This window comes from Pseudomonas protegens (assembly GCF_003363755.1).
GTDB lineage: Bacteria > Pseudomonadota > Gammaproteobacteria > Pseudomonadales > Pseudomonadaceae > Aquipseudomonas > Aquipseudomonas danubii.
The window spans coordinates 2,847,127-2,867,390 of the sequence record NZ_CP031396.1 but is presented as its reverse complement, the minus strand read 5'-3'; the positions used below and the strand labels follow the sequence as shown (position 1 = coordinate 2,867,390).

Sequence of the window (20,264 nt, the reverse complement as noted above, 5' to 3'; positions counted from 1 at the left end):
CTGGAGCCTTGTCAGCCGTTTCTCAGGATGCGTGCTGTTCCTTGTAGGTCTTGATTGCCTTCAGTCGCTCCAGCCTCAGCGCCTCACCCAGTTCCGGGCCTTTGAAGCCCTGCTCCAGTAAAGGTTGAACTGCCACTGAGCGCGCCGCGTTGGCGCTGCCGCGCAGGTAATCTGCTTGGGGGTAGGGTCGTGACTCCAGTCCCAGGCGACCACGGGCGTCCATTTCGCAAGCGGCAATGAACTCTTCAAAGCGCTGCGGACGGCGGAAGACGTCGAAGTTTTGCAGCAGCTCAAGCAGTGTCGAAGCCTTCAGTTCCTGGGCCTTGTGGGCGTGGGTGTGATACTGCCCCACCAACAGCGCCAGCTCCTGGCATTCCCGTGGGGCCTTGAAGCGCTCATTGACGGCCTTGATCAGTTCAAGTCCCTTGTGCTCGTGACCAATGTGGCGTGGCCACTCCTCCTCAGGTGTCACGCCTTTGCCCAGGTCGTGGAGCAGGCAAGCCCAACGTACCGAGAGGGGCTGCTGGTGCAGCGCCGCTTGCTGCAACACGCTGAGGGTATGCAGGCCGGTGTCTATTTCCGGATGATGGGTCGGTGGCTGGGGAACGCCGAATAGTGCGTCGACCTCAGGTATCAGTACGGCCAGGGCGCCGCAGTCACGCAATACCTGGATAAAGACCTGAGGCTGATCCTCCATCAAGGCGCGAGACATCTCCTTCCAGCTGCGTTCCGCCGTCAGGGCTTGAAGCTCGCCTGACTCGCTGAGTTGGCGCATCAATTCAAGTGTCTCAGGGGCCACGCTGAAACCCAGGTCGGCGTAGCGCGCGGCAAAGCGTGCCACTCGCAGAACTCGCAGGGGATCTTCGGCGAATGCCGGTGAAACATGGCGCAACAGCCGGTTTTCCAGATCCTTTTGACCGTTGTAAGGATCAGTCACAAGACCCTGATCATCTTCGGCCATGGCGTTGATCGTCAGGTCGCGGCGAATCAGGTCCTCTTCCAGGGTGACTTCCGGGCTAGCATGGAAAGTGAAACCGCCGTAACCCCGTCCACTCTTGCGCTCGGTTCGAGCGAGGGCGTATTCCTCGCCGCTCTTGGGGTGCAAAAATACTGGAAAATCGGCGCCCACCGGGCGAAAGCCCTTGGCGATCATGTCTTGCGCACTGGCGCCCACCACGACCCAGTCGACGTCGGTGACTGGTCTGCCCAGCAGGCGATCGCGTACAGCACCGCCGACTTTATAAATCCGCATAAAAAAACCTCCGTTAGCACGACAGGATAACCCTTGTGCCGCGCTAACGGAGGCTCGTTCTTGGGCTTAGAGGTGGATGACTGCCAGGTCCAGTCGTCCGTAGTCGTTTTCGTTGTGATCGCTTCTCGGCGGTACGTGAAGGGTTTTTATCACCTGATCGCCCTGCAGGGTTTCCAAGTGAATATCGAAGCCCCAGAGGCGGTGCAGGTGCTTGAGCACCTCCTCGGTGGAATCCCCCAAGGGTTTGCGATCGTGTTGCTGATGGCGCAGGGTCAGCGAGCGGTCGCCACGACGGTCGATGCTCCAGATCTGCACGTTGGGTTCACGGTTGCCCAGGTTGTATTGCGCGGCCAGGGTTTCCCGAATGATTCGATAGCCGCTTTCATCATGGATTGCTGGTACCAGCAGGTCATCCTTCTGGTCGTCATCCATGATGCTGAACAGCTTGAGGTCGCGGATCACCTTGGGGGACAGATACTGCAGGATGAAGCTCTCATCCTTGAAACTGCTCATGGCGAACTTGATGCTCGACAGCCAGTCGGTGCCGGCCAGTTCCGGGAACCAGCGGCGATCTTCTTCGGTGGGGTCTTCGCACATGCGGCGGATGTCCCGGTACATGGCAAAACCCAGAGCGTAGGGGTTGATGCCGTTGTAATAAGGGCTGTCGAATCCCGGCTGATAAACCACGCTGGTGTGGGAGGCGAGGAATTCCATCATGAAGCCGTCGGTGACCAGGCCTTCGTCATACAGGTCATTCATCAAGGTGTAATGCCAGAAGGTGGCCCAGCCTTCGTTCATCACCTGGGTCTGGCGCTGCGGGTAGAAGTACTGGGCGATCTTGCGCACGATGCGGACAATCTCTCGCTGCCAGGGCTCCAGCAATGGCGCATGTTTTTCGATGAAATACAGGATGTTTTCCTGAGGCTCTGCGGGGAATCGCGCGTTGTCCTTGTCGCTGTATTTGTCCGCGCCTTTGGGAATCGTGCGCCACAGGTCGTTGATCTGTTTCTGCAGGTGCTCTTCCCGATCCTTCTGCCGGCGCCGTTCTTCCTCGGCGGAGATCGGGTAAGGCCGCTTGTAGCGATCGACGCCGTAGTTCATCAGGGCATGGCAGGAATCTAGCAGATCCTCCACGGCATCGATGCCATGGCGTTCCTCGCATTGCATGATGTACTGCTTGGCGAACACCAGATAATCGATGATCGAGCTGGCATCGGTCCAGGTGCGGAACAGGTAGTTGCCCTTGAAGAAACTGTTGTGGCCGTAGCAGGCATGGGCCACCACCAGGGCCTGCATGCAGATGGTGTTCTCCTCCATCAGATAGGCGATGCAAGGGTCTGAATTGATCACGATCTCGTAGGCCAGTCCCATCTGCCCACGGCTGTAGGACTTTTCGGTACTGAGAAAGTGCTTGCCATAGGACCAATGGTGATAACCCAAAGGCATGCCCACCGAGGCATAGGCATCCATCATCTGCTCGGCGGTGATCACTTCGATCTGGTTGGGATAGGTATCCAGAGCATAGCGAGCCGCGATACGGCTGATTTCGCGGTCGTAGGCCTGGATCAGCTCGAAGGTCCATTCCGAGCCGGTGGAGATAGGTTGGCGCTTCTGCTCTCTGGCGGTCATGTCACTAACCTGCGCTGGAAGAGTTCACGGAAGACCGGATAGATATCGCCGGCCGAAACCAATTGTTGCTGGGCGAACGTGTCGGAGAAGGCCTCGGCGATACGTTCGTACTCGAACCACAGGGCCTGGTGTTCACGTGGAGTGATCTCCACGTAGGTGTAGTACTGCACGAAAGGCATGATCTGGTTGATCAGGATATCGCGGCAGATGGGTGAGTCATCGTTCCAGTTGTCGCCGTCGGAAGCCTGTGCGGCGTAGATGTTCCATTCGTTGCTTGGATAGCGCTCGGCCATGATCTCCTGCATCAGTTTCAGGGCACTGGAGACAATGGTCCCGCCGGTTTCCCTGGAATAGAAGAACTCTTCCTCGTCCACTTCACGGGCGCTGGTGTGATGGCGGATGAAAACCACGTCGATCTTGTCGTAGTTGCGCTTGAGGAACAGGTACAAAAGGATGAAGAAGCGTTTGGCTATGTCCTTGGTCGCCTGGGTCATGGAGCCGGATACGTCCATCAGGCAGAACATCACCGCCTTGGAGCTGGGGTTGGGCTGTTTCACCAGCAGGTTGTATTTGAGGTCGAAGGTGTCGAGAAAGGGCACGCGGTGAATCCGCGCACTCAGGCGCTCGATTTCAGCTTCCAGTTCCTGGATATCGCCGAAGTTGTCCGGTTCTTCCCGCTTCAAGCGCTCCAGATCCTCCTTGGCCTCCCGCAGCTTGGCCCGGCTGCTGCCGGACAAGGCAATGCGTCGGGCGTGGGCCGAGCGCAAGGTGCGGATGATGTTGATCCGCGATGGGTTGCCTTCGTTGCTGATCCCGGCACGCACGGTCTTGAAGGTGTCTGTCCCGGTCAGGTTGCGTTTGACCAGGTTGGGCAGCTCCAAATCCTCGAACATGAACTCGAGGAATTCTTCCTGGGTAATCTGGAAGACGAACTCATCCATGCCCTCGCCGGAATTGCCCGCCTTGCCGCGGCCAGCACCGCCTCCACCACCACCCTGAGGCCTGGCGATATGCTCCCCAGCCGTGAATTCCTTGTTGCCGGGATGGACCACGGTCTGTTTGCCGCCACGGCCGTGGTGCAGCACCGGTTCGTCGATGTCCCGTCCGGGAATACTGATTTGTTCGCCATGCTCCATATCGGTGATGGAGCGGCGGCTGACGGCCTCTTCGACGGCCTTTTTGATGTGGTCACGGTAGCGCCGCAGAAACCGCTGGCGGTTCACCGTGCTCTTGTTCTTGCCATTGAGACGTCGGTCGATCACATAGCTCATGGGCCCCTCCGGGGAGCTTCAAGACATAAGCCTCAAGCCGTAAGTCACGCTGCAGCAGAGCCTGTGAGGGCTCTACGGCACCGCGCTTGCAGCTTGTGGCTAGAAGCTTGCAGCTGCTTTACTGCGATTTTCTGACCCGCAGATACCATTCGGACAGCAGCCGTACCTGTTTGTCGGTGTAGCCGCGCTCGACCATTCGTGTGACGAAGTCGTTGTGTTTCTGCTGATCCTCCTTGCTGGCCTTGGCGTTGAAGCTGATGACCGGCAGCAGATCCTCGGTGTTGGAGAACATTTTCTTCTCGATGACCACCCGCAGCTTCTCGTAGCTGAGCCAGGTTGGGTTCTTGCCATTGTTGTTGGCTCGTGCCCGCAGGACGAAGTTGACGATTTCGTTGCGGAAGTCTTTCGGGTTGCTGATGCCCGCAGGCTTTTCGATCTTCTCCAGCTCTTCGTTGAGGGCAACGCGATTGAGGATTTCGCCGGTTTCCGGGTCGCGGTATTCCTGATCCTGAATCCAGAAGTCCGCGTAGAGCACGTAACGGTCGAAGATATTCTGGCCGTACTCGCTGTAGGACTCGAGGTAGGCAGTCTGGATCTCCTTACCGATGAACTCGATGTAGCGTGGTGCCAGGTACTCCTTGAGGAAGCGCAGGTAGCGCTCGCGGGTTTCTGCCTGGAACTGCTCCTGCTCGATCTGCTGCTCCAGCACATACAGCAGGTGCACCGGGTTGGCCGCCACTTCATGGGGATCGAAGTTGAAGACTTTTGACAGGATCTTGAAGGCAAAGCGGGTCGATAGGCCATTCATGCCTTCATCGACGCCGGCACTGTCGCGGTACTCCTGGATCGACTTGGCCTTGGGATCGGTGTCTTTCAGGTTCTCGCCGTCATAGACGCGCATCTTCGAGTAGATATTGGAGTTTTCCGGCTCCTTGAGGCGCGACAGCACAGTGAACTGTGCCAGCATCTTCAGGGTGTCGGGGGCGCAATGGGCCTTGGCCAGCGAGCTGTTGAACAGCAGCTTGTCGTAGATCTTCACCTCATCGCTGACACGCAGGCAGTAAGGCACCTTGACGATGTAGATACGGTCAATGAAGGCTTCGTTGTTCTTGTTGTTACGGAAGGTGTGCCACTCCGATTCGTTGGAGTGGGCCAGCAGGATGCCGGTGAAGGGGATCGCCCCCAGCCCTTCGGTGCTGTTGTAGTTGCCTTCCTGGGTGGCGGTGAGCAATGGGTGCAGCACCTTGATCGGTGCCTTGAACATTTCGACGAACTCCATCAGGCCCTGGTTGGCCCGGCACAGCGCCCCGGAGTAGCTGTAGGCGTCGGCGTCGTTCTGCGGGAATTCTTCCAGTTTGCGGATATCCACCTTGCCCACCAGGGCCGAGATGTCCTGGTTGTTCTCGTCCCCGGGCTCGGTCTTGGCCACGGCGATCTGGTTGAGAATCGACGGGTAGAGTTTCACCACCCTGAACTGGCTGATGTCACCGCCGAACTCCGCCAGGCGCTTGGTGGCCCATGGCGACATGATGGTGTTGAGGTAGCGCCGCGGGATGCCGAAGTCTTCTTCGAGAATGGCGCCATCTTCCGTGGCATTGAACAGGCCCAGCGGCGATTCGAAGACCGGGGAGCCCTTGATGGCGTAGAAGGGCACTTTTTCGATCAGCTGCTTGAGCTTCTCGGCCAGGGACGATTTACCACCGCCCACCGGACCCAGGAGATAGAGGATCTGTTTCTTCTCTTCCAGGCCCTGAGCGGCGTGGCGGAAATAGGAGACGATCTGGTCGATGCATTCTTCCATGCCATGGAAGTCTTCAAAGGCCGGATAGCGCCGGATTACCTTGTTGGAGAAAATTCGCGACAGCCTCGAGTTGGTCGAGGTGTCCAGCAGCTCGGGCTCGCCGATGGCCAATAGCAAGCGCTCGGCGGCGGATGCATAGGCGCTTCGGTCCTTTTTGCACAGTTCCAGGTATTCCTGCAGCGAAAACTCTTCCTGGCGTGTGGATTCGAAGCGTTGTTGGAAGTGGCTAAAAATACTCATGACGTCACCTCGCTCGATACGTGGAGCCGGCGTCGGATCAGTCAGTCAAGTGCTGGCATGCGGCTGAGTTTCCAGCTGCTGTTTACCCCCCAGAACACTTTCAAAGCTATCGACCTTGAAAGCTAGTACCGATGACCCGCTCGCCGGTGTACCGGCTCTCCCCTGATTTGGATGGCCTGAGGCTAAGGATAGTTCGGAATCCGGGAGGTCAAGGCGAGATGGGGAATTAGTTGCGCACTACCGTTCGTCCGGTGGCGCGCAAGCCCGCGTAGTACGCGGGCTAGAGCTACTGAAAAAAATTATTCGGCGGTGCCTTGAGCGATTTCCGTCGGATAGGTACTGCGCCAAAGTTCGAAGCCGCCATCGAGGCTGTAAACGTCGGAGAAGCCCTGGCTCACTAGATACGCGGCAGCGCTCTGGCTGGAGTTGCCGTGATAGCAGACCACCACCAATGGGGCATCGAGGTCGGCACCACGAATGAAGTCGGAAATGGAGTGATTATCCAAGTGTTGCGCGCCGCTGATATGGCTCAGTGCATAGGTTTGCGGATCGCGGATATCCACGACCACGGCACCTTGTTCGCGCAGTGCCTGGGCCTGTTCTGGAGGGATGCGTTTGAATTCGCTCATGGCGGGCTCCTGGAGCTAGATAGTCAGCGCCGACTAGCGCTTTGCCGGGACGGGCAAGGGTTCTGGGGAAAGGGGCGCAGTGTGCCCCTGGGCGTCGCAATCGCAGGTCAGGCGCACGCCGGTATCGACATTCAGCAAGGTCATGGCCCCGCCCCAGACGCAACCGCTGTCCAGGGCGAAGATGCCGGGTTCGTTGCAATGGCCTTCCAGGGCCGCCCAGTGACCGAAGATGATCTTCAGGTCCCGAGTCTTGCGCTCCTTGTGACTGAACCAGGGCGCGTAGCCCGGTAGTGCGGTGTCCAGTCCTTCCTTGCTCTTGAGGTCGAGCTTGCCCTCGCTGGTGCAGAAACGCATGCGGGTGAAGTAGTTGGTGATGACGCGCAGGCGGGTCACGCCCTTGAGGTCGCTGTCCCATTTCGCTGGATCGTTGCCGTACATGCCGTCCAGGAAGGGCTCGAAGAGGTTGTCGTCGCGTAGCGCTTCCTCGACTTCGGCGGCGCACTTGAGGGCCTTCTTCAGGGACCACTGCGGGGCGATGCCGGCATGGACCAGGGCCACGTTGCGGGCTTCGTCGTAATGCATCAACTTTTGCTGGCGCAACCACTGCAACAGTTCTTCGCAATCTGGGGCTTCAAGGATTTCCCGCAGCGTGTCGGACTTCTTCAGCCGTTCGATATTGCGCCAGGCTGCCAGCAGGTGCAGGTCGTGATTGCCCAGCACGCAAACCAGCGAATCGCGGATGGAATAAAGGTAGCGCAGGGTTTCCAGTGACTGTGGGCCGCGATTGACCAAGTCTCCCACCAGCCACAGGCGGTCCCTGGCAGGGTCGAACGCGACTTGTTCAAGCAGGCACTGCAGCGGTTCCAGGCAGCCTTGCAGATCGCCGACGGCGTAGGTTGCCATCAGTGCAGGGCCCCGGGGACCGCCAGGCGGAAGGGGGCAATGATTGCGTCGAACTGTTTGCCGTCCTCGGCCAGCATCTGGTAACTGCCCTGCATGTTACCGACCCGGGTGGTCATCACCGTGCCGCTGCTATAGGTGTGGCTCTTGCCAGCGGCAATCAATGGCTGCTGGCCAACCACGCCAGCGCCACGAACCTCTTCTACATGGCCATCACCGTCGGTGATCACCCAGTGCCGGGACAGCAGCTTGGCCGGGAGTGATCCGTTGTTCTGAACGGTAATGGTGTAGGCGAAAGCGAAACGGTTCTGCTCGGGTTGCGATTGGTCTGCCAGAAAGCGGGTGACGACGCTGACGTCGACCTGATAACGAGGATCGGACATGCAAAAGGCCTTTAAAGCAAAGCGGGGCGCGGGACAAAGCTGATGGAGGTCAGTCTAGGTCAAGTATCGGGTAGTAAACCAGACATCCTGTCCGGCGTCCTACCCGATCTCGGGCAAGGGCGTTTCTCAGTCGTTGGCAGGCTTGGGCTGGTCGGCCAATTGATCGGCCAGGCGTACAAAGGCGGCCAGATCCAGCTGCTCGGGGCGCAGGCTGCCGTCGACGCCGGCGGCTTCGATCTCGGCGTTGCTGAGGAGGGCCTTGAGGGTATTGCGCAGGGTCTTGCGGCGCTGGTTGAAGGCTTCGCGCACGATGCGTTCCAGCAGTCGGTGATCCTTGGCCGGGTGTGGCAGTACCGCATGGGGCACCAGGCGCACGATGGCCGAATCAACCTTCGGTGGAGGATTGAAGGCGCCGGGGCCGACGTTGAACAGATGTTCCACTCGGCAGTGATACTGAACCATGATCGACAGGCGACCCCAGTCACCTCCACCAGGGCCGGCGGCCAGGCGCTCGACCACTTCCTTTTGCAGCATGAAGTGCATGTCGCGGATCAGCCCGGCGTTCTGCAGCAGGTGGAAGATCAGCGGGGTGGAGATGTTGTAGGGCAGGTTGCCGACCACCCGCAGGCTGCTTGGTGCGGCGCCCAGTGTATTGAAGTCGAACTTCAGGGCATCGCCCTGGTGCAGGTTGAAGTTGCTCTTGCCGGCGAACTGCTGGTTGAGGATCGGGATCAGATCCTTGTCCAGCTCCACCACGTCCAACTGGGCTCCGCTGCTCAGCAGACCTTCGGTCAGGGCGCCCTGGCCCGGGCCGATTTCCAGCATGCGGTCTTCGGGTTTGGCGTGGATAGCCCGCAGGATACGGTCGATAACGCCGGCGTCATGCAGGAAGTTCTGGCCGAAGCGCTTGCGCGCCCGGTGTTGGTATTGCTCGCTCATAAACGGTTCTCGGCCATCTGGTAGGCGGTTTCCAAGGCGACCTGCAGGCTGCCGGTGTCGATCTTGCCGCTGCCTGCCAGATCCAGGGCGGTGCCGTGGTCGACGGAGGTGCGGATGATCGGCAGGCCGAGCGTCACATTGACGGCTGCGCCGAAGCCTTTGTATTTCAGCACGGGCAAGCCTTGGTCGTGGTACATCGCCAGCACTGCGTCGCAGTGCTCCAGATATTTGGGGGTAAACAGAGTGTCGGCAGGCAGTGGGCCGCGCAGGTCCATGCCTTCGGTGCGCAGACGCTCTAGGGTAGGTTCGATGATGTCGATTTCTTCGCGGCCCAGGTGTCCGCCTTCACCGGCATGAGGGTTGAGCCCACATACCAGGATGCGTGGCTGGGGGATGCCGAACTTATGCTGCAGGTCGGCATGCAGGATTCGTGTGACCCGTTCCAGGCGCTCTACGGTGATGGCGTCGGCAATCTCCCGCAAGGGCAGGTGGGTGGTCACCAGGGCCACGCGCAGGCCACGGGTGGCCAGCATCATCACCACTTGTTCGGTGTGGGTCAGGTCCGCGAGAAATTCGGTATGCCCGGAAAAGGCGATTCCGGAGTCGTTGATCACGCCCTTGTGCACGGGGGCCGTGATCATGCCGGCAAAGTGCCCATCCAGGCAGCCTTGGCCGGCGCGAGTCAGGGTTTCCAGGACGAAGGCGGCATTGGCCTGGTCCAGCTGGCCGCTGACTACCGGCTTGGCCAGGGGCGTGTCCCAGACATACAGGCTGTCTGCGGGGGCGGGTTGACTCGGCAGTTGTTCCAGGGTCACCGGCAGCAGATTGACTGCCACACCCAGCTGCGCGGCCCGCTCAAGGAGCAGGTTGCGGCTGGTGATGGCAATCAGGGGGTATGGCTGGGGTTGCGAGGCGAGCAGCAGGCACAGGTCAGGACCTATACCCGCCGGTTCGCCGGGTGTCAGAGCGAAACGTCTGGGTTTCACTGGGCCGCCTGTTCAGCGCCAGGCAGTTTGATCTCGACGTAGGCCTCATCACGGATCTGCCGCAACCAGGTCTGCAGCTCTTCGTCGTACTTGCGGTTACGCAGGACGGTCATGGCTTGTTGCTCGCGGGCCTGGCTGGTGCTGTCGGTGGCGCGACGGCCAAGGACTTCCAGTACATGCCAGCCATAAGGGCTCTTGAACGGCTTGGACAGTTGACCTTGTGGGGTCTTGGCCATCACTTCGCGGAACTCAGGCACCAGGGCGTTCGGGTCGATCCAGTTGAGGTCGCCGCCGTTGAGCGCCGAACCCGGGTCTTCCGAGTAGCTTTTCGCCAGTTCGGCAAAGTCTTCGCCGGCTTCGATGCGGTCGTAGAGTTTCTGCGCCAGGCGCTTGGTCTCTTCTTCGCTGCGAATCTCGCTTGGCTTGATCAGGATGTGGCGCACATGCACTTCATCGCGCACCTGATTGCCGCCACCGCGCTTGTCCAGCAGCTTTAGAATGATAAAGCCGCCTGGGGTACGCGCTGGCTGGGTGATATCGCCCACGGCCATTGCGCTCAGTTCACGGTCGAACGGAGGAGGCAATTGAGCAGCTTTACGCCAGCCCATGTCGCCGCCTTCCAGGGCGTTGTCGCTGCCGGAGCGGGCAATCGCCAATTGCGCGAAGTCCGCACCTTGCTTGAGTTGCTGGTACACGTCCATGGCCTGGCGGGCGGCACTCTGAATCGCTTCGGAGTTGGCGCTTTCCGGGGTCGGGATCAGGATATTGGCCAGGTGCAGTTCTTCGGAGAGCTGCATCTTGCCCAGGTCCGAGGCCAGGAAGTTCTTCACTTCCTGTTCCGATACCTGAATACGCTCGGCCACCCGGCGCTGACGCACGCGGCTGATGATCATTTCACGGCGCACCTGGTCACGAGCGTCTTCATAAGATAGGCCGTCGCGGGCCAGAGCGGCACGGAACTGCTCGATGCTCATGCTGTTGCGCTGGGCAATGGTGCCGATGGCCTGGTTCAGTTCTTCATCGGTGATGCGGATGCCGGAACGCTCGCCAATCTGCAGTTGCAGGTTTTCAACGATCAGACGCTCCAGAACCTGCTGTTCCAGGACGCTGGTAGGCGGCACACCGCCGCCACGCTTGGCGATGGTTTGCTGAACTTCGTTAACCCGCTGGTCCAACTGGCTCTGCATGACCACGTCGTTGTCGACGATGGCCACAACCTTGTCGATGGACTGCACTGCGGCGCTGGCCGCAGTGCTCAGGAACAGCGCGCCCAACATCAGCGGGCGCAGACAATCAGAAAGCTTGGTCTTCACGTTCACGATAACCTTGGATGCCTTTGTCGAGGAAGCTCTCTACTTTGGTGCCCATGACGCCACCGAGACCCTTCAGAACAATTTGGAGGAAGATGCCGCGGTCGCCTTTCTCGTTCTCCGGAGCGTTCTGACTGAACTCGTCATACTTGACCCAGTAACGGCTGATCAGGCGCAGTTTCCAGCAGCAGTTGTCGTATTCGAAACCACCGAAGGCCTCGAGCGTGCGGTTACGGTTGTAGTCGTACTGCCAGCGGCTGATGGCGTTCCATTGCGGCACGATCGGCCAGATCACCGAGAAGTCATGCTGCTGGATCTTGTAGTAGTCCTTCACGTAGCCAGGCGTGCCTGGAGTGCCGTAGTCGCCGCCCATTTTCCAGGTACCGCTGTTCTGGTCGTAGCGGATCTGGTCGTTGCGATAGCGATAGCCGGCGTTGACCACCTTGTTCGGGTTGTCTTCAGGCTGGTAGTGGAACATCGCACTGCCGGAGCGTGCGGTGTGGCTGTCCGGGTCCCAGTTGTACTCTGCGTTGGCGCGCCAGTCGCGGTTGAAACGGTATTCGTATTCAAGGGCGTAAGGCGAGACGTTGGACGTCGCATCGTTGCGAGTGCGGTAGTCGATACCCGGCAACTGGACGGTGCGATCCTTGAAGTACAGGGCCTGGCCAACGCTGACGCGCTGACGCTGGAAGCCGTTGTCTTCGATCCAGCGGCTGGTCACGCCCAGAGACAGCTTGTTCTCGTCGCCGACACGGTCGGAGCCGGAGAAGCGGTTGTCACGGAACAGCGAGGCGTAGTTAAAGGTAGGTTCGCCGGTATCGAATACCGGAATGTCCTTCTGGTCTTCCTCGGGTACATAGAGGTAGAACGCACGCGGCTCCAGGGTCTGGCGGTAGTTCTTGCCGAACCATTGAGTGTCACGGTCGAAGTACAGGCCGCCGTCGACGCTGGCGATTGGGACGCCGCGGTTTTGTGAGCTCTTGTACGATTCACCCAAGGCAGCAGCTCTATTCCTGTTGGTGACCAAGTCGTCTTTGCCTCGGCCATCCAGATCAAGATTGTACTGGGTGTACATATACTTCAGGGATGGAGTCAGATAGCCATAACTCCAGTTCAGCGGCAGGCTGACACCAGGTTTGAGGTTCAGGCGATCACCATTGGCGCGGGCCAGGCCCGCTACGTTGGTGTCCAGGCGCGGATTGCCTACCAGCCCGGTGATAGGGTCAATCGGTCCGCCATCTTTATCTGTGTAGTTACCCTTCAGTAGATCCCGCTCAAACCGAACCAGCTCGGTTTCATAGGTGAAATCCAGACCTTGCGGATGGTACGGCAGGGCACCGTTGAAGGTGATCTGCGGCAGCTTGTTGTACGGAGTGATATTGGACACGCTTGCCAGCTCATACGCCTGCACGTTAAGACGCGCGGTGTAGTCGTCACCACGGTAGGTCACGGCGCCTTGCTGGTTGACGTAGTCGGTGGACTTCACGCCAATCTGATCGGTTTCCAGGTCCTGGAAGTAATACGGATCGCTGATCTTGGTGTAGTCGACCTCGGTCATCACCCGCGAATCAAACCCGCCCTTGTGCTGCCAGTTGAGCATGTAGCGGGTTTTTTCGTAGTCGGTCTGCTTCTTGCGATCGGTGTCGTCGTCGTTGAGGTAGGCGGCGCCGAACTGACCTTCGCTGCTCTTGGTCAGGTAGCGGAACTCGCCTTCCATCAACAGGCCGCGCTTGGACATGTAGCGCGGGTACAACGTGGCATCGTAGTTCGGTGCCAGGTTGAAGTAGTAGGGCGTGACCAGCATGAAGCCGGTATCGCCGCCTGTGCCGATGCTCGGCGGCAGGAAGCCGGACTGACGACGGTCGTCGATCGGGAAATAGATATACGGGGTGTAGAGCACCGGAATGTCTTTGACCCGCAAGGTCACGTTGGTCGCGGTACCGAAGCCGGTGGCCGGGTTCAAGGTGATGTTGTTGCCCTTGAGCTGCCAGGCGTTGCTGTTCGGTTCGCACGTGGTGTACGTACCATCCTTGAGGCGGATGATGGCGTTTTCCGCACGCTTGGCATACAGCGCACTGCCGCGAACCCGCGACTTGTGCATCACGTATTCGGCGTTATCGACTTTGGCTTCGCCAGTGTCGAGTTGCACGTCGGCGTGGTCGCCGACCATCAGCGTGCCGTTATCGCGGATGCGTACGTTGCCGCTGAGCTCGCCACGGTTCTCGGCCTGATACAGGTTGGCCTCGTCGGCTTCGACCTGCATGCTGCCCTGGCGCATGACCACGTCACCGGCCAGGGTCGCCACCTGTTCTTCCTGCTGATAACGCGAGGCCTTGGCACCGATAAAGGTGGGGGCGTCACTTTTATTCGTCTTGTCATTCATGCCAGGACGAATTGGTTCGATATAGGAACCAGAGCAGTAAGGACCGGTTTCGGCCAATTGAGCGGCGGTGAGCTTCTCGCGCGGTACCCAGTCGAGGTGGCTGTAGTCCGCGCTGCGGGACTTCAGACCCCGGCCTTTGGCCTCGGTGACCAGCACTGGCTTGTCGCCGGTAGCTTGCTCTGCGGTGCCACTGTCGGTTGCGGCGGCGCCGTTGGAACTGACCGAGCTGGCATCGTGAATCGGCCGTGGAGGCAGTGGGGCTGCACTGGCTTTCGGCGCACAGGCCCAGCCACCCGAAGCAGAGACTGAGCAGTCATACTGTTCCGCGGCGACCACGAAGGAAGTGGCTAGAGGTTGCAGGGCCAGCAAACCGCCGGTAACCAGCAACGGAAATTTTTTACGAAACGCGGGGGATTTCAATGCCATCTTATTAGTCCGGGCTTCCTGCGTGCCATCTGCCCGCGGTGTGGGCCGCACGCCTCTCGATGGTCTGAAAAAGATGCTGGATAATAAAGCATGACCCGCTTGACGGCTAGCGCCGTCGGAGACCCTTGTAATGCCTGACCAAGATGTACGCTTGCAACACCTGAAAGTTTGGCTCGATGAGCAGTTGGCGATTGTTTATGCAGCACAAGGCTGGGGTGAAGTACCCCCGGCGACATTGACCGCGGCCAGCAGCGACGCGAGTTTCCGCCGTTATTTCCGTTGGCAGGGTGCAGGCCGCAGCTTTGTGGTCATGGATGCTCCGCCCCCCCAGGAAAACTGCAAACCCTTCGTGGATATCGCCCAGTTGCTGGCGACTTCCGGCATCAATGTGCCGAAAATTTATGCCCAAGACTTGGTTCGGGGCTTTTTATTGCTCAACGACCTGGGCAACAAGACCTATCTCGATGTGATCGACGAAAGCAATGCCGATGCACTTTTCGACGATGCACTGCAGGCCTTGCTGGCGTTTCAACAGTTGCCGATGGATGCGCCATTGCCCAGCTACGATGTCGCTCTCTTGCGCCGTGAGCTGGAGCTGTTTCCTGAGTGGTACGTCGGACGTGAACTGGCTGTCACGCTCAGTGCGCAGCAGCGCGAACAGTGGCAGCGGGTCAGTGACCTGCTGATCGACAGCGCCCTGGCGCAGCCCAAGGTGCTGGTGCATCGCGACTATATGCCTCGCAACCTGATGCTCAGCGAACCGAATCCAGGGGTGCTGGACTTTCAGGATGCGGTCTACGGCCCAGTGACCTACGACGTGACCTGCCTGTTCAAGGATGCCTTCCTCAGTTGGCCGCAGCCCCGGGTGCGTGGCTGGCTGGAGGGCTATTGGCACCAGGCCCGAGCGCTGGGGATTCCGGTCCAGGAAGACTTCGAGGAGTTCCTCCGGGCCAGTGACCTGATGGGCGTACAGCGTCACCTCAAGGTGATCGGTATCTTCTCGCGGATATGCCACCGCGATGGCAAGCCTCGTTACCTGGCCGACGTGCCACGGTTCTTTGCCTATATAGAAGCAGTGCTGGCCCGTCGTCCCGAATTGGCCGAGCTTTCGCAACTGCTGCTCAGCCTGCGCCAGCCAGCGGGAGCCGATGCATGAAGGCAATGATTCTGGCCGCCGGCAAGGGCGAGCGCATGCGCCCCCTGACCCTGGCCACCCCCAAGCCGCTGTTGCCTGTAGCCGGCATGCCCCTGATCGAATACCACCTGCTGGCGCTGGCCAAGGCGGGTTTTTGCGACATCGTCATCAACCATGCCTGGCTTGGCCAGCAGATCGAGGACGCCCTTGGCGACGGTCAACGCTGGGCCCTGAACATTCAGTACTCGGCGGAAAGCGAGCCTCTGGAAACCGCCGGCGGTATTTTCAAAGCCTTGCCCTTGTTGGGGGATGAACCGTTTCTGGTGGTCAATGGCGATATCTGGACCGACTACGACTTCGCCTCCTTGCGTCGGCCCCTGGCTGGACTGGCTCACCTGGTGATGGTGGATAACCCGGCGCACCATCCCAGCGGTGGCGATTTCTGCCTGCAGGACGGGATGTTGCACGATGCCCGGCCCGGAGCTGCAGCCCTGACCTTTAGTGGGATTTCGGTTCTGCATCCGAATTTGTTCCAGCACTGTGTCCCGGGCCCCTGCAAACTGGCACCGCTGTTGCGCGAGGCCATGGCCCGGGGACAGGTCAGCGGCGAGCATATGCAGGGGCAATGGATCGACGTGGGAACGGTCGAGCGTCTGGCGCAGGTCGAAGCCCTGCTGCAAGCGAGGCGCTGATATGTGGTGGCCAGGGACTCTGATTGGAGCCGGAGCGGGTTTTGCAATTGCCAGCATTCCGGGGGCCATGCTTGGTGCGTTGTTGGGGCAGGCTCTGGACCGGCGCCTGCAACTGCACAGCTGGGCGCATGTGCGTGAGCGACTGGGCGGTCGCCCAGCGTTGCGCAATGATGAATTGCTGTTCGTGTTGCTGGGGCGCTTGGCGAAAAGTGATGGCCGGGTGGTGGATGGGCATATCCAGCAGGCGCGTCAGGAGATGCGTTCGCTGGACATGAACGATTCAGCCCAGCGCCGTGCCATTGCAGCCTTCAATCGAGGCAAGTCGGGCAATGACCGTCTGCGCGGTTATCTGCGGCGCCTGAGTGCCCAGCCCCATGCCGCGGAGGGTGTGTTGCGTGCCTGCTGGCGGATGGTTTGGGCCGATGGCCGGGTGGGTCCGGCGGAGCGTGAACTGATCCAGCTCTGGGGTAAATGGCTGGGCTGGACCACGGAACAGATCCAGGCGCTGGCGCAGGAGTATGGCCCGGCGCGCAGGTCGTTGGCCGAGGGAACCCTGACCTATCAGGAGGCGTTGCGCCTGTTGGGGGTTGCCGCCACTGCTGAACCGGCACAGATCAAGCGCGCCTATCGCCGCCTGCTTAGTCGTCATCACCCGGACAAGATCGCCGGTAGCGGTGCCAGTGCAGCCCAGGTGCGGGAGGCGACGGAAACGACCCGTGAATTGCACAGCGCCTATGCCCTGATACGCGAGCGCCGGGATTTCCGCTGAGGCGTGGCCGGGCCGCCATTGCCAGTCAGGCAGTGGCGGCTCGAGCTCTTCAGCTGTCGGTGTTCTGCGGGTTCAACCAGCCACGTACCCGGCGGAACAGCTGCTCTTGCTGGGCGGCATGATTGCCGGGCAGGGCTTTGAGGGCGATCTGGCTGAAGTTTGAATGCTTCAGGCGCTTGCTGGCTTGCAGTCGTTCCAGTGCCGCTTTCTGCGCAGCGCTTTTGTCGACATAGTAGAAATCTGCGGTTGCCAGCTTCAGGGTGGGTGTCAGCTCTGCCAGTTGTGGCTTGCCATTGGCAGGTGTCTGGGCAGCCACCATCACCAGCTTCTGTACCTGGGAGGGCTGCTTTTCGCTCAGGTAGCGTGCGGCCCAGTAGGCGCCGGTGCCGTGGCCCAGGAGCACGATGCTGCGGGCATTCTGCTGTTCGGCGAAGGCCAGGGCTGCATCGATCCGGGTGAAGATGCGCTCGGCATCGGCCTTGACCTGTTCTTCGGTGCTTTCTGCGACGGCGCGGTCCGCCACGTCGGCTTCGCCACCGGCGGCTTGTTCGATGGGCTTGGCCTCGGCGCTGGCGTCTTTGGCGGTGTTGCTGGTGTCCGCTGGCGGCGGCGCGGCCTCGACGATCCGCGGTTGTGCCGCTTCGCTGAGCATGTCCGGCAGGGTCAGGCTCAGGCTGCCCCAGTCAGTGTCCGGCAGTTTATTGCGCAGTGGGGCCACGGCTTGGGGCCAGTCGGCGCTTTCGCCGGCTCCCGGGAGGATAATCACCACGCCCTTGGGTTCGCTGGTGTTGGCCGGTTTCCACAGGGCCAGGAAGGTGTCGCCACCGGCTTGCAACTGCTGTTGCTCCTGGGCAGGCAACTGACGCTCCAGGGCGCTGGCATCTTCCTGGCTGCGTTCAGGCAGGGTTTGGCGTTGCGCCGGTTGTTCCTCGGGGCTCTTGGTTTCCGGGGCCGGGTCGGCGGCTTCCACAGAAAAGGTCCAAGGCAGGATCAGCGACAGGCACAATGCAGGCAGTGCCGAGCGGTGGACAAGGGGCATCGGATATTCCAGGCCAGAAGTAATTCCGGCAGCCTAATGGGTTGGTCAGTATTTGTCAGGGTGTGAGACTTCAGATGATGCGTTTTCGCTGCCTTCTGCTTATCGGCTGTCTGTGCCTTCCCTTGATAGGCGGGGCGGCACCGACGCCCCATGTGCCCACAGCACCCTTGAGCCACGAGCAGCGTCAATGGCTTGAACAACACCCGGAGTTGCGGGTGGGGCTGGTACTGCAGGCACCGTTCGCCCAATACGACCGGCGTCTGCAGCGCCTGTCCGGGGCTAACGTCGAACTGATGCAGACCTTGGCCCAGGCGCTGAAGATTGAACTCAGCTGGCGCAACTTTCCCGATCAGGCACAGCTGGAAAGAGCCCTGCGCGACGGCGAAGTGGACATGGCCCCCGGCCTGACCCAGACGCCCGCGGGCCTGAGGCTGTGGCTGTTCAGCGACCCTTATATGCGTGTGCCACAGCTGGTGGTGGGTGAGCGCAAGGGCGCGGGGGCCGTGGAACTGGAGAAGCTCGACAGCCAGGCCCGAGTCGCGGTGCGCATGCCCAGCGCGGTGGCCGATTACCTGCGCCTGACCTACCCCAACCTGAATCTGCAAGGGGTTCCCCTGGAGCGCCAGGCCCTGCAACTGCTGCTGAGCCAGCAAGCCCGTTATGCGGTTGTGGATGAAGCCCAGCTCAGTCGCCTGTCGGCGGAGGCAGAGTTTTCCGGGTTGGCGGTGGTGGGGGATATCGGCCTGCCGCAGCTGTTACGGGTAGCAACCCGTCGCGACTGGCCGGAGTTGGCCAGTATCGTAGAGGCCGGCTTGCACGCGATCCCGGCCAAGGAGCTGGAGCAATTGCACAGTCGTTGGCTGCAGCCCAAGTACCCGCGCCTGGGAGAATCCCCCGGCGTCTGGCAGAACCTCAGCCTACTGTTGATGATCCTGTTGCTGGCCAGCTTGGCGACTGTCTTCTGGCAGCGTCGTCAGCAACGCAGTCTGGAGCAGAGGTTGCTGGCGGCACGTGAGGATATCGCCCTGCGCGCCGCCAGCGAAGAAGCCCTGCGCCTGACCCAGTTTTCCATTGATCAAAGCACTGTGGGCATTCTCTGGGTCAACTGGGACAGTCATGTGCGTTATGCCAATCGGGCCGCTGAAGAGATGCTCGGTTATCCGGCGGGCGGAGTGATCGACCGCCCGCTGATCGATTTCGAACCCAACCTGCACATGGATCGCTGGCTCAACCTGTGGAAGCGTGCCCGGGCCAGTGAGGAGGGCGCGCAGAGTTTCGAGACCCAGTGCGTGCGTGCTGACGGCAGTATCTTGCCGGCGGACGTGTCCTTGAGCTTCCTGCGTTTTCGCGACAGTGAATACCTGGTGGTCTACCTCAATGACGTCACCGAGCGTCGTCGTGCACTGGCGGCGCTGCGGGAAAGCGAGGCGCGCCTGCAGGGTATCGCCGCCAACGTCCCGGGCCTGGTGTTCCGCCTGGAGCGAGCGCCGGTCACCGGGCAGATCGATTTCGCCTATATCAGTGAAGGCAGTGAAACCCTGGTGGGCTACTCGCCGGCGACGCTGGCCCACCGGGACACCGGCCTGCGCAGCCTGGTGCACCCGGATGACAAGGCCAGTTATCACCAGACCCAGGATCAGGCCCTGGACACCGATAGCGACTGGTCCTGGCAAGGTCGCATCCTGACCCGCCAGGGCCAGCAGCGCTGGGCCGAGATCAAGGCCATCACCCGCCGCCTGGATGACGGCGCTTTTGTCTGGGACGGCATTGTCTGGGACATCAGCGAAAGCAAGCGCATCGAGCTGGAGCTGGCCAGCTCCCGTGAGCAATTGCGGGAATTGTCGGCGCACCTGGAAAGCGTGCGCGAAGAAGAAAAGGCCCGCATTGCCCGGGAAGTCCATGACGAGCTGGGGCAGATGCTCACCGTGCTCAAGCTGGAAACCTCCATGTGCGAACTGGCCTATGCCCAACTCGACCCGGGGCTGCACGAACGACTCAACAGCATGAAGCGCCTGATTGCCCAATTGTTCCAACTGGTGCGCGACGTGGCCACGGCCCTGCGGCCGCCGATCCTCGATGCGGGCATCGCGTCGGCCATCGAATGGCAGGCCCGGCGGTTTGAAGCACGCACACAGATTCCTTGCCTGGTTCAAGTGCCGGATAACCTGCCGCGCCTGAGTGACGCCAAGGCCGTCGGCCTGTTTCGTATCCTCCAGGAGGCCCTGACCAATGTCATGCGCCATGCCCAGGCGCATACTGTGGAACTGACCCTGGCCCTGGAAGAGGGCGAGTTGTGCATGACCATCAGCGATGACGGCCTTGGTTTCGACACCGCCTCGGCACGCCCGACGTCCTTTGGCCTGGTGGGCATGCGCGAGCGGGTGCTGATCATGGGCGGCAGCCTGTCGCTGCACAGTGAACAGGGAGAGGGCACCCTCCTGAGTGTCCGGGTGCCCCTGGACCGAGAACAATAACGAGGA

At 60.6% G+C, this 20,264-nt stretch carries 16 protein-coding genes; 4 read left to right on the top strand and 12 right to left on the bottom strand.

Annotated features, from left to right (window positions below; all coding sequences use genetic code 11):
* Positions 1 to 22 precede the first annotated feature (22 nt).
* The 11 genes from DWF74_RS12845 to DWF74_RS12795 form a co-directional block, all read right to left on the bottom strand.
* Positions 23 to 1,252, bottom strand: a complete 1,230-nt coding sequence (locus tag DWF74_RS12845) for a multifunctional CCA addition/repair protein (protein ID WP_115581064.1) — start codon at positions 1,250 to 1,252, stop codon at positions 23 to 25.
* Between the two features lie 66 nt (positions 1,253 to 1,318).
* A complete protein-coding gene (locus DWF74_RS12840; protein WP_102861926.1) occupies positions 1,319 to 2,881 on the bottom strand; it encodes a SpoVR family protein in 1,563 nt (520 codons plus the stop codon).
* A complete protein-coding gene (locus tag DWF74_RS12835) occupies positions 2,878 to 4,152 on the bottom strand; it encodes a YeaH/YhbH family protein (RefSeq protein ID WP_102861925.1) in 1,275 nt (424 codons plus the stop codon). The genes DWF74_RS12840 and DWF74_RS12835 overlap by 4 nt, the downstream gene beginning before the upstream one ends.
* A 118-nt stretch (positions 4,153 to 4,270) precedes the next feature.
* Positions 4,271 to 6,193: a PrkA family serine protein kinase gene (locus DWF74_RS12830; RefSeq protein WP_016967942.1), complete on the bottom strand. Its 1,923-nt coding sequence runs from the start codon at positions 6,191 to 6,193 to the stop codon at positions 4,271 to 4,273.
* Positions 6,194 to 6,492: 299 nt separating this feature from the next.
* Positions 6,493 to 6,822: a thiosulfate sulfurtransferase GlpE gene (gene glpE / locus DWF74_RS12825; protein WP_102861924.1), complete on the bottom strand. Its 330-nt coding sequence runs from the start codon at positions 6,820 to 6,822 to the stop codon at positions 6,493 to 6,495.
* Between the two features lie 33 nt (positions 6,823 to 6,855).
* Entirely contained in the window at positions 6,856 to 7,725 is an 870-nt protein-coding gene (locus DWF74_RS12820) for a symmetrical bis(5'-nucleosyl)-tetraphosphatase (RefSeq protein WP_102861923.1), read from the bottom strand.
* On the bottom strand, positions 7,725 to 8,105 hold the full coding sequence (gene apaG / locus DWF74_RS12815; RefSeq protein WP_025131262.1) for a Co2+/Mg2+ efflux protein ApaG: 381 nt from the start codon (positions 8,103 to 8,105) through the stop codon (positions 7,725 to 7,727). Before apaG ends, DWF74_RS12820 begins: the two co-directional genes overlap by 1 nt.
* Positions 8,106 to 8,231: 126 nt before the next feature.
* Entirely contained in the window at positions 8,232 to 9,044 is an 813-nt protein-coding gene (rsmA, locus tag DWF74_RS12810; protein WP_115581063.1) for a 16S rRNA (adenine(1518)-N(6)/adenine(1519)-N(6))-dimethyltransferase RsmA, read from the bottom strand.
* Positions 9,041 to 10,030: a 4-hydroxythreonine-4-phosphate dehydrogenase PdxA gene (pdxA, locus tag DWF74_RS12805; protein ID WP_115581062.1), complete on the bottom strand. Its 990-nt coding sequence runs from the start codon at positions 10,028 to 10,030 to the stop codon at positions 9,041 to 9,043. Before pdxA ends, rsmA begins: the two co-directional genes overlap by 4 nt.
* Positions 10,027 to 11,343, bottom strand: coding sequence for a peptidylprolyl isomerase SurA (surA, locus tag DWF74_RS12800; protein ID WP_146036396.1), 1,317 nt, complete (start codon positions 11,341 to 11,343; stop codon positions 10,027 to 10,029). Before surA ends, pdxA begins: the two co-directional genes overlap by 4 nt.
* The gene (locus DWF74_RS12795; protein WP_115581061.1) at positions 11,324 to 14,149 is read right to left on the bottom strand and encodes an LPS-assembly protein LptD; all 2,826 of its coding nucleotides are present in this window, start codon (positions 14,147 to 14,149) and stop codon (positions 11,324 to 11,326) included. The genes surA and DWF74_RS12795 overlap by 20 nt, the downstream gene beginning before the upstream one ends.
* A gap of 130 nt (positions 14,150 to 14,279) precedes the next feature.
* On the opposite strand from DWF74_RS12795, the gene DWF74_RS12790 reads away from it, so the two are divergent.
* Genes DWF74_RS12790 through DWF74_RS12780 form a run of 3 tightly spaced genes read left to right on the top strand, consistent with a single transcriptional unit; the run spans position 14,280 to position 16,745 of the window.
* Positions 14,280 to 15,305, top strand: a complete 1,026-nt coding sequence (locus tag DWF74_RS12790; RefSeq protein ID WP_115581060.1) for an aminoglycoside phosphotransferase family protein — start codon at positions 14,280 to 14,282, stop codon at positions 15,303 to 15,305.
* Positions 15,302 to 15,976, top strand: coding sequence for an N-acetylmuramate alpha-1-phosphate uridylyltransferase MurU (gene murU / locus DWF74_RS12785; RefSeq protein WP_102861917.1), 675 nt, complete (start codon positions 15,302 to 15,304; stop codon positions 15,974 to 15,976). The genes DWF74_RS12790 and murU overlap by 4 nt, the downstream gene beginning before the upstream one ends.
* A 1-nt stretch (position 15,977) precedes the next feature.
* Positions 15,978 to 16,745, top strand: coding sequence for a TerB family tellurite resistance protein (locus tag DWF74_RS12780; protein WP_102861916.1), 768 nt, complete (start codon positions 15,978 to 15,980; stop codon positions 16,743 to 16,745).
* A 49-nt stretch (positions 16,746 to 16,794) separates the two neighbouring features.
* Here DWF74_RS12780 and DWF74_RS12775 read toward each other — a convergent pair whose 3' ends face one another.
* Positions 16,795 to 17,784: an alpha/beta hydrolase family protein gene (locus tag DWF74_RS12775; RefSeq protein ID WP_115581059.1), complete on the bottom strand. Its 990-nt coding sequence runs from the start codon at positions 17,782 to 17,784 to the stop codon at positions 16,795 to 16,797.
* A gap of 74 nt (positions 17,785 to 17,858) precedes the next feature.
* Here DWF74_RS12775 and DWF74_RS12770 point away from each other — a divergent pair, with 74 nt between their 5' ends.
* Entirely contained in the window at positions 17,859 to 20,258 is a 2,400-nt protein-coding gene (locus tag DWF74_RS12770; protein WP_102861914.1) for a PAS domain-containing sensor histidine kinase, read from the top strand.
* The last annotated feature ends 6 nt before the right edge of the window (positions 20,259 to 20,264 follow it).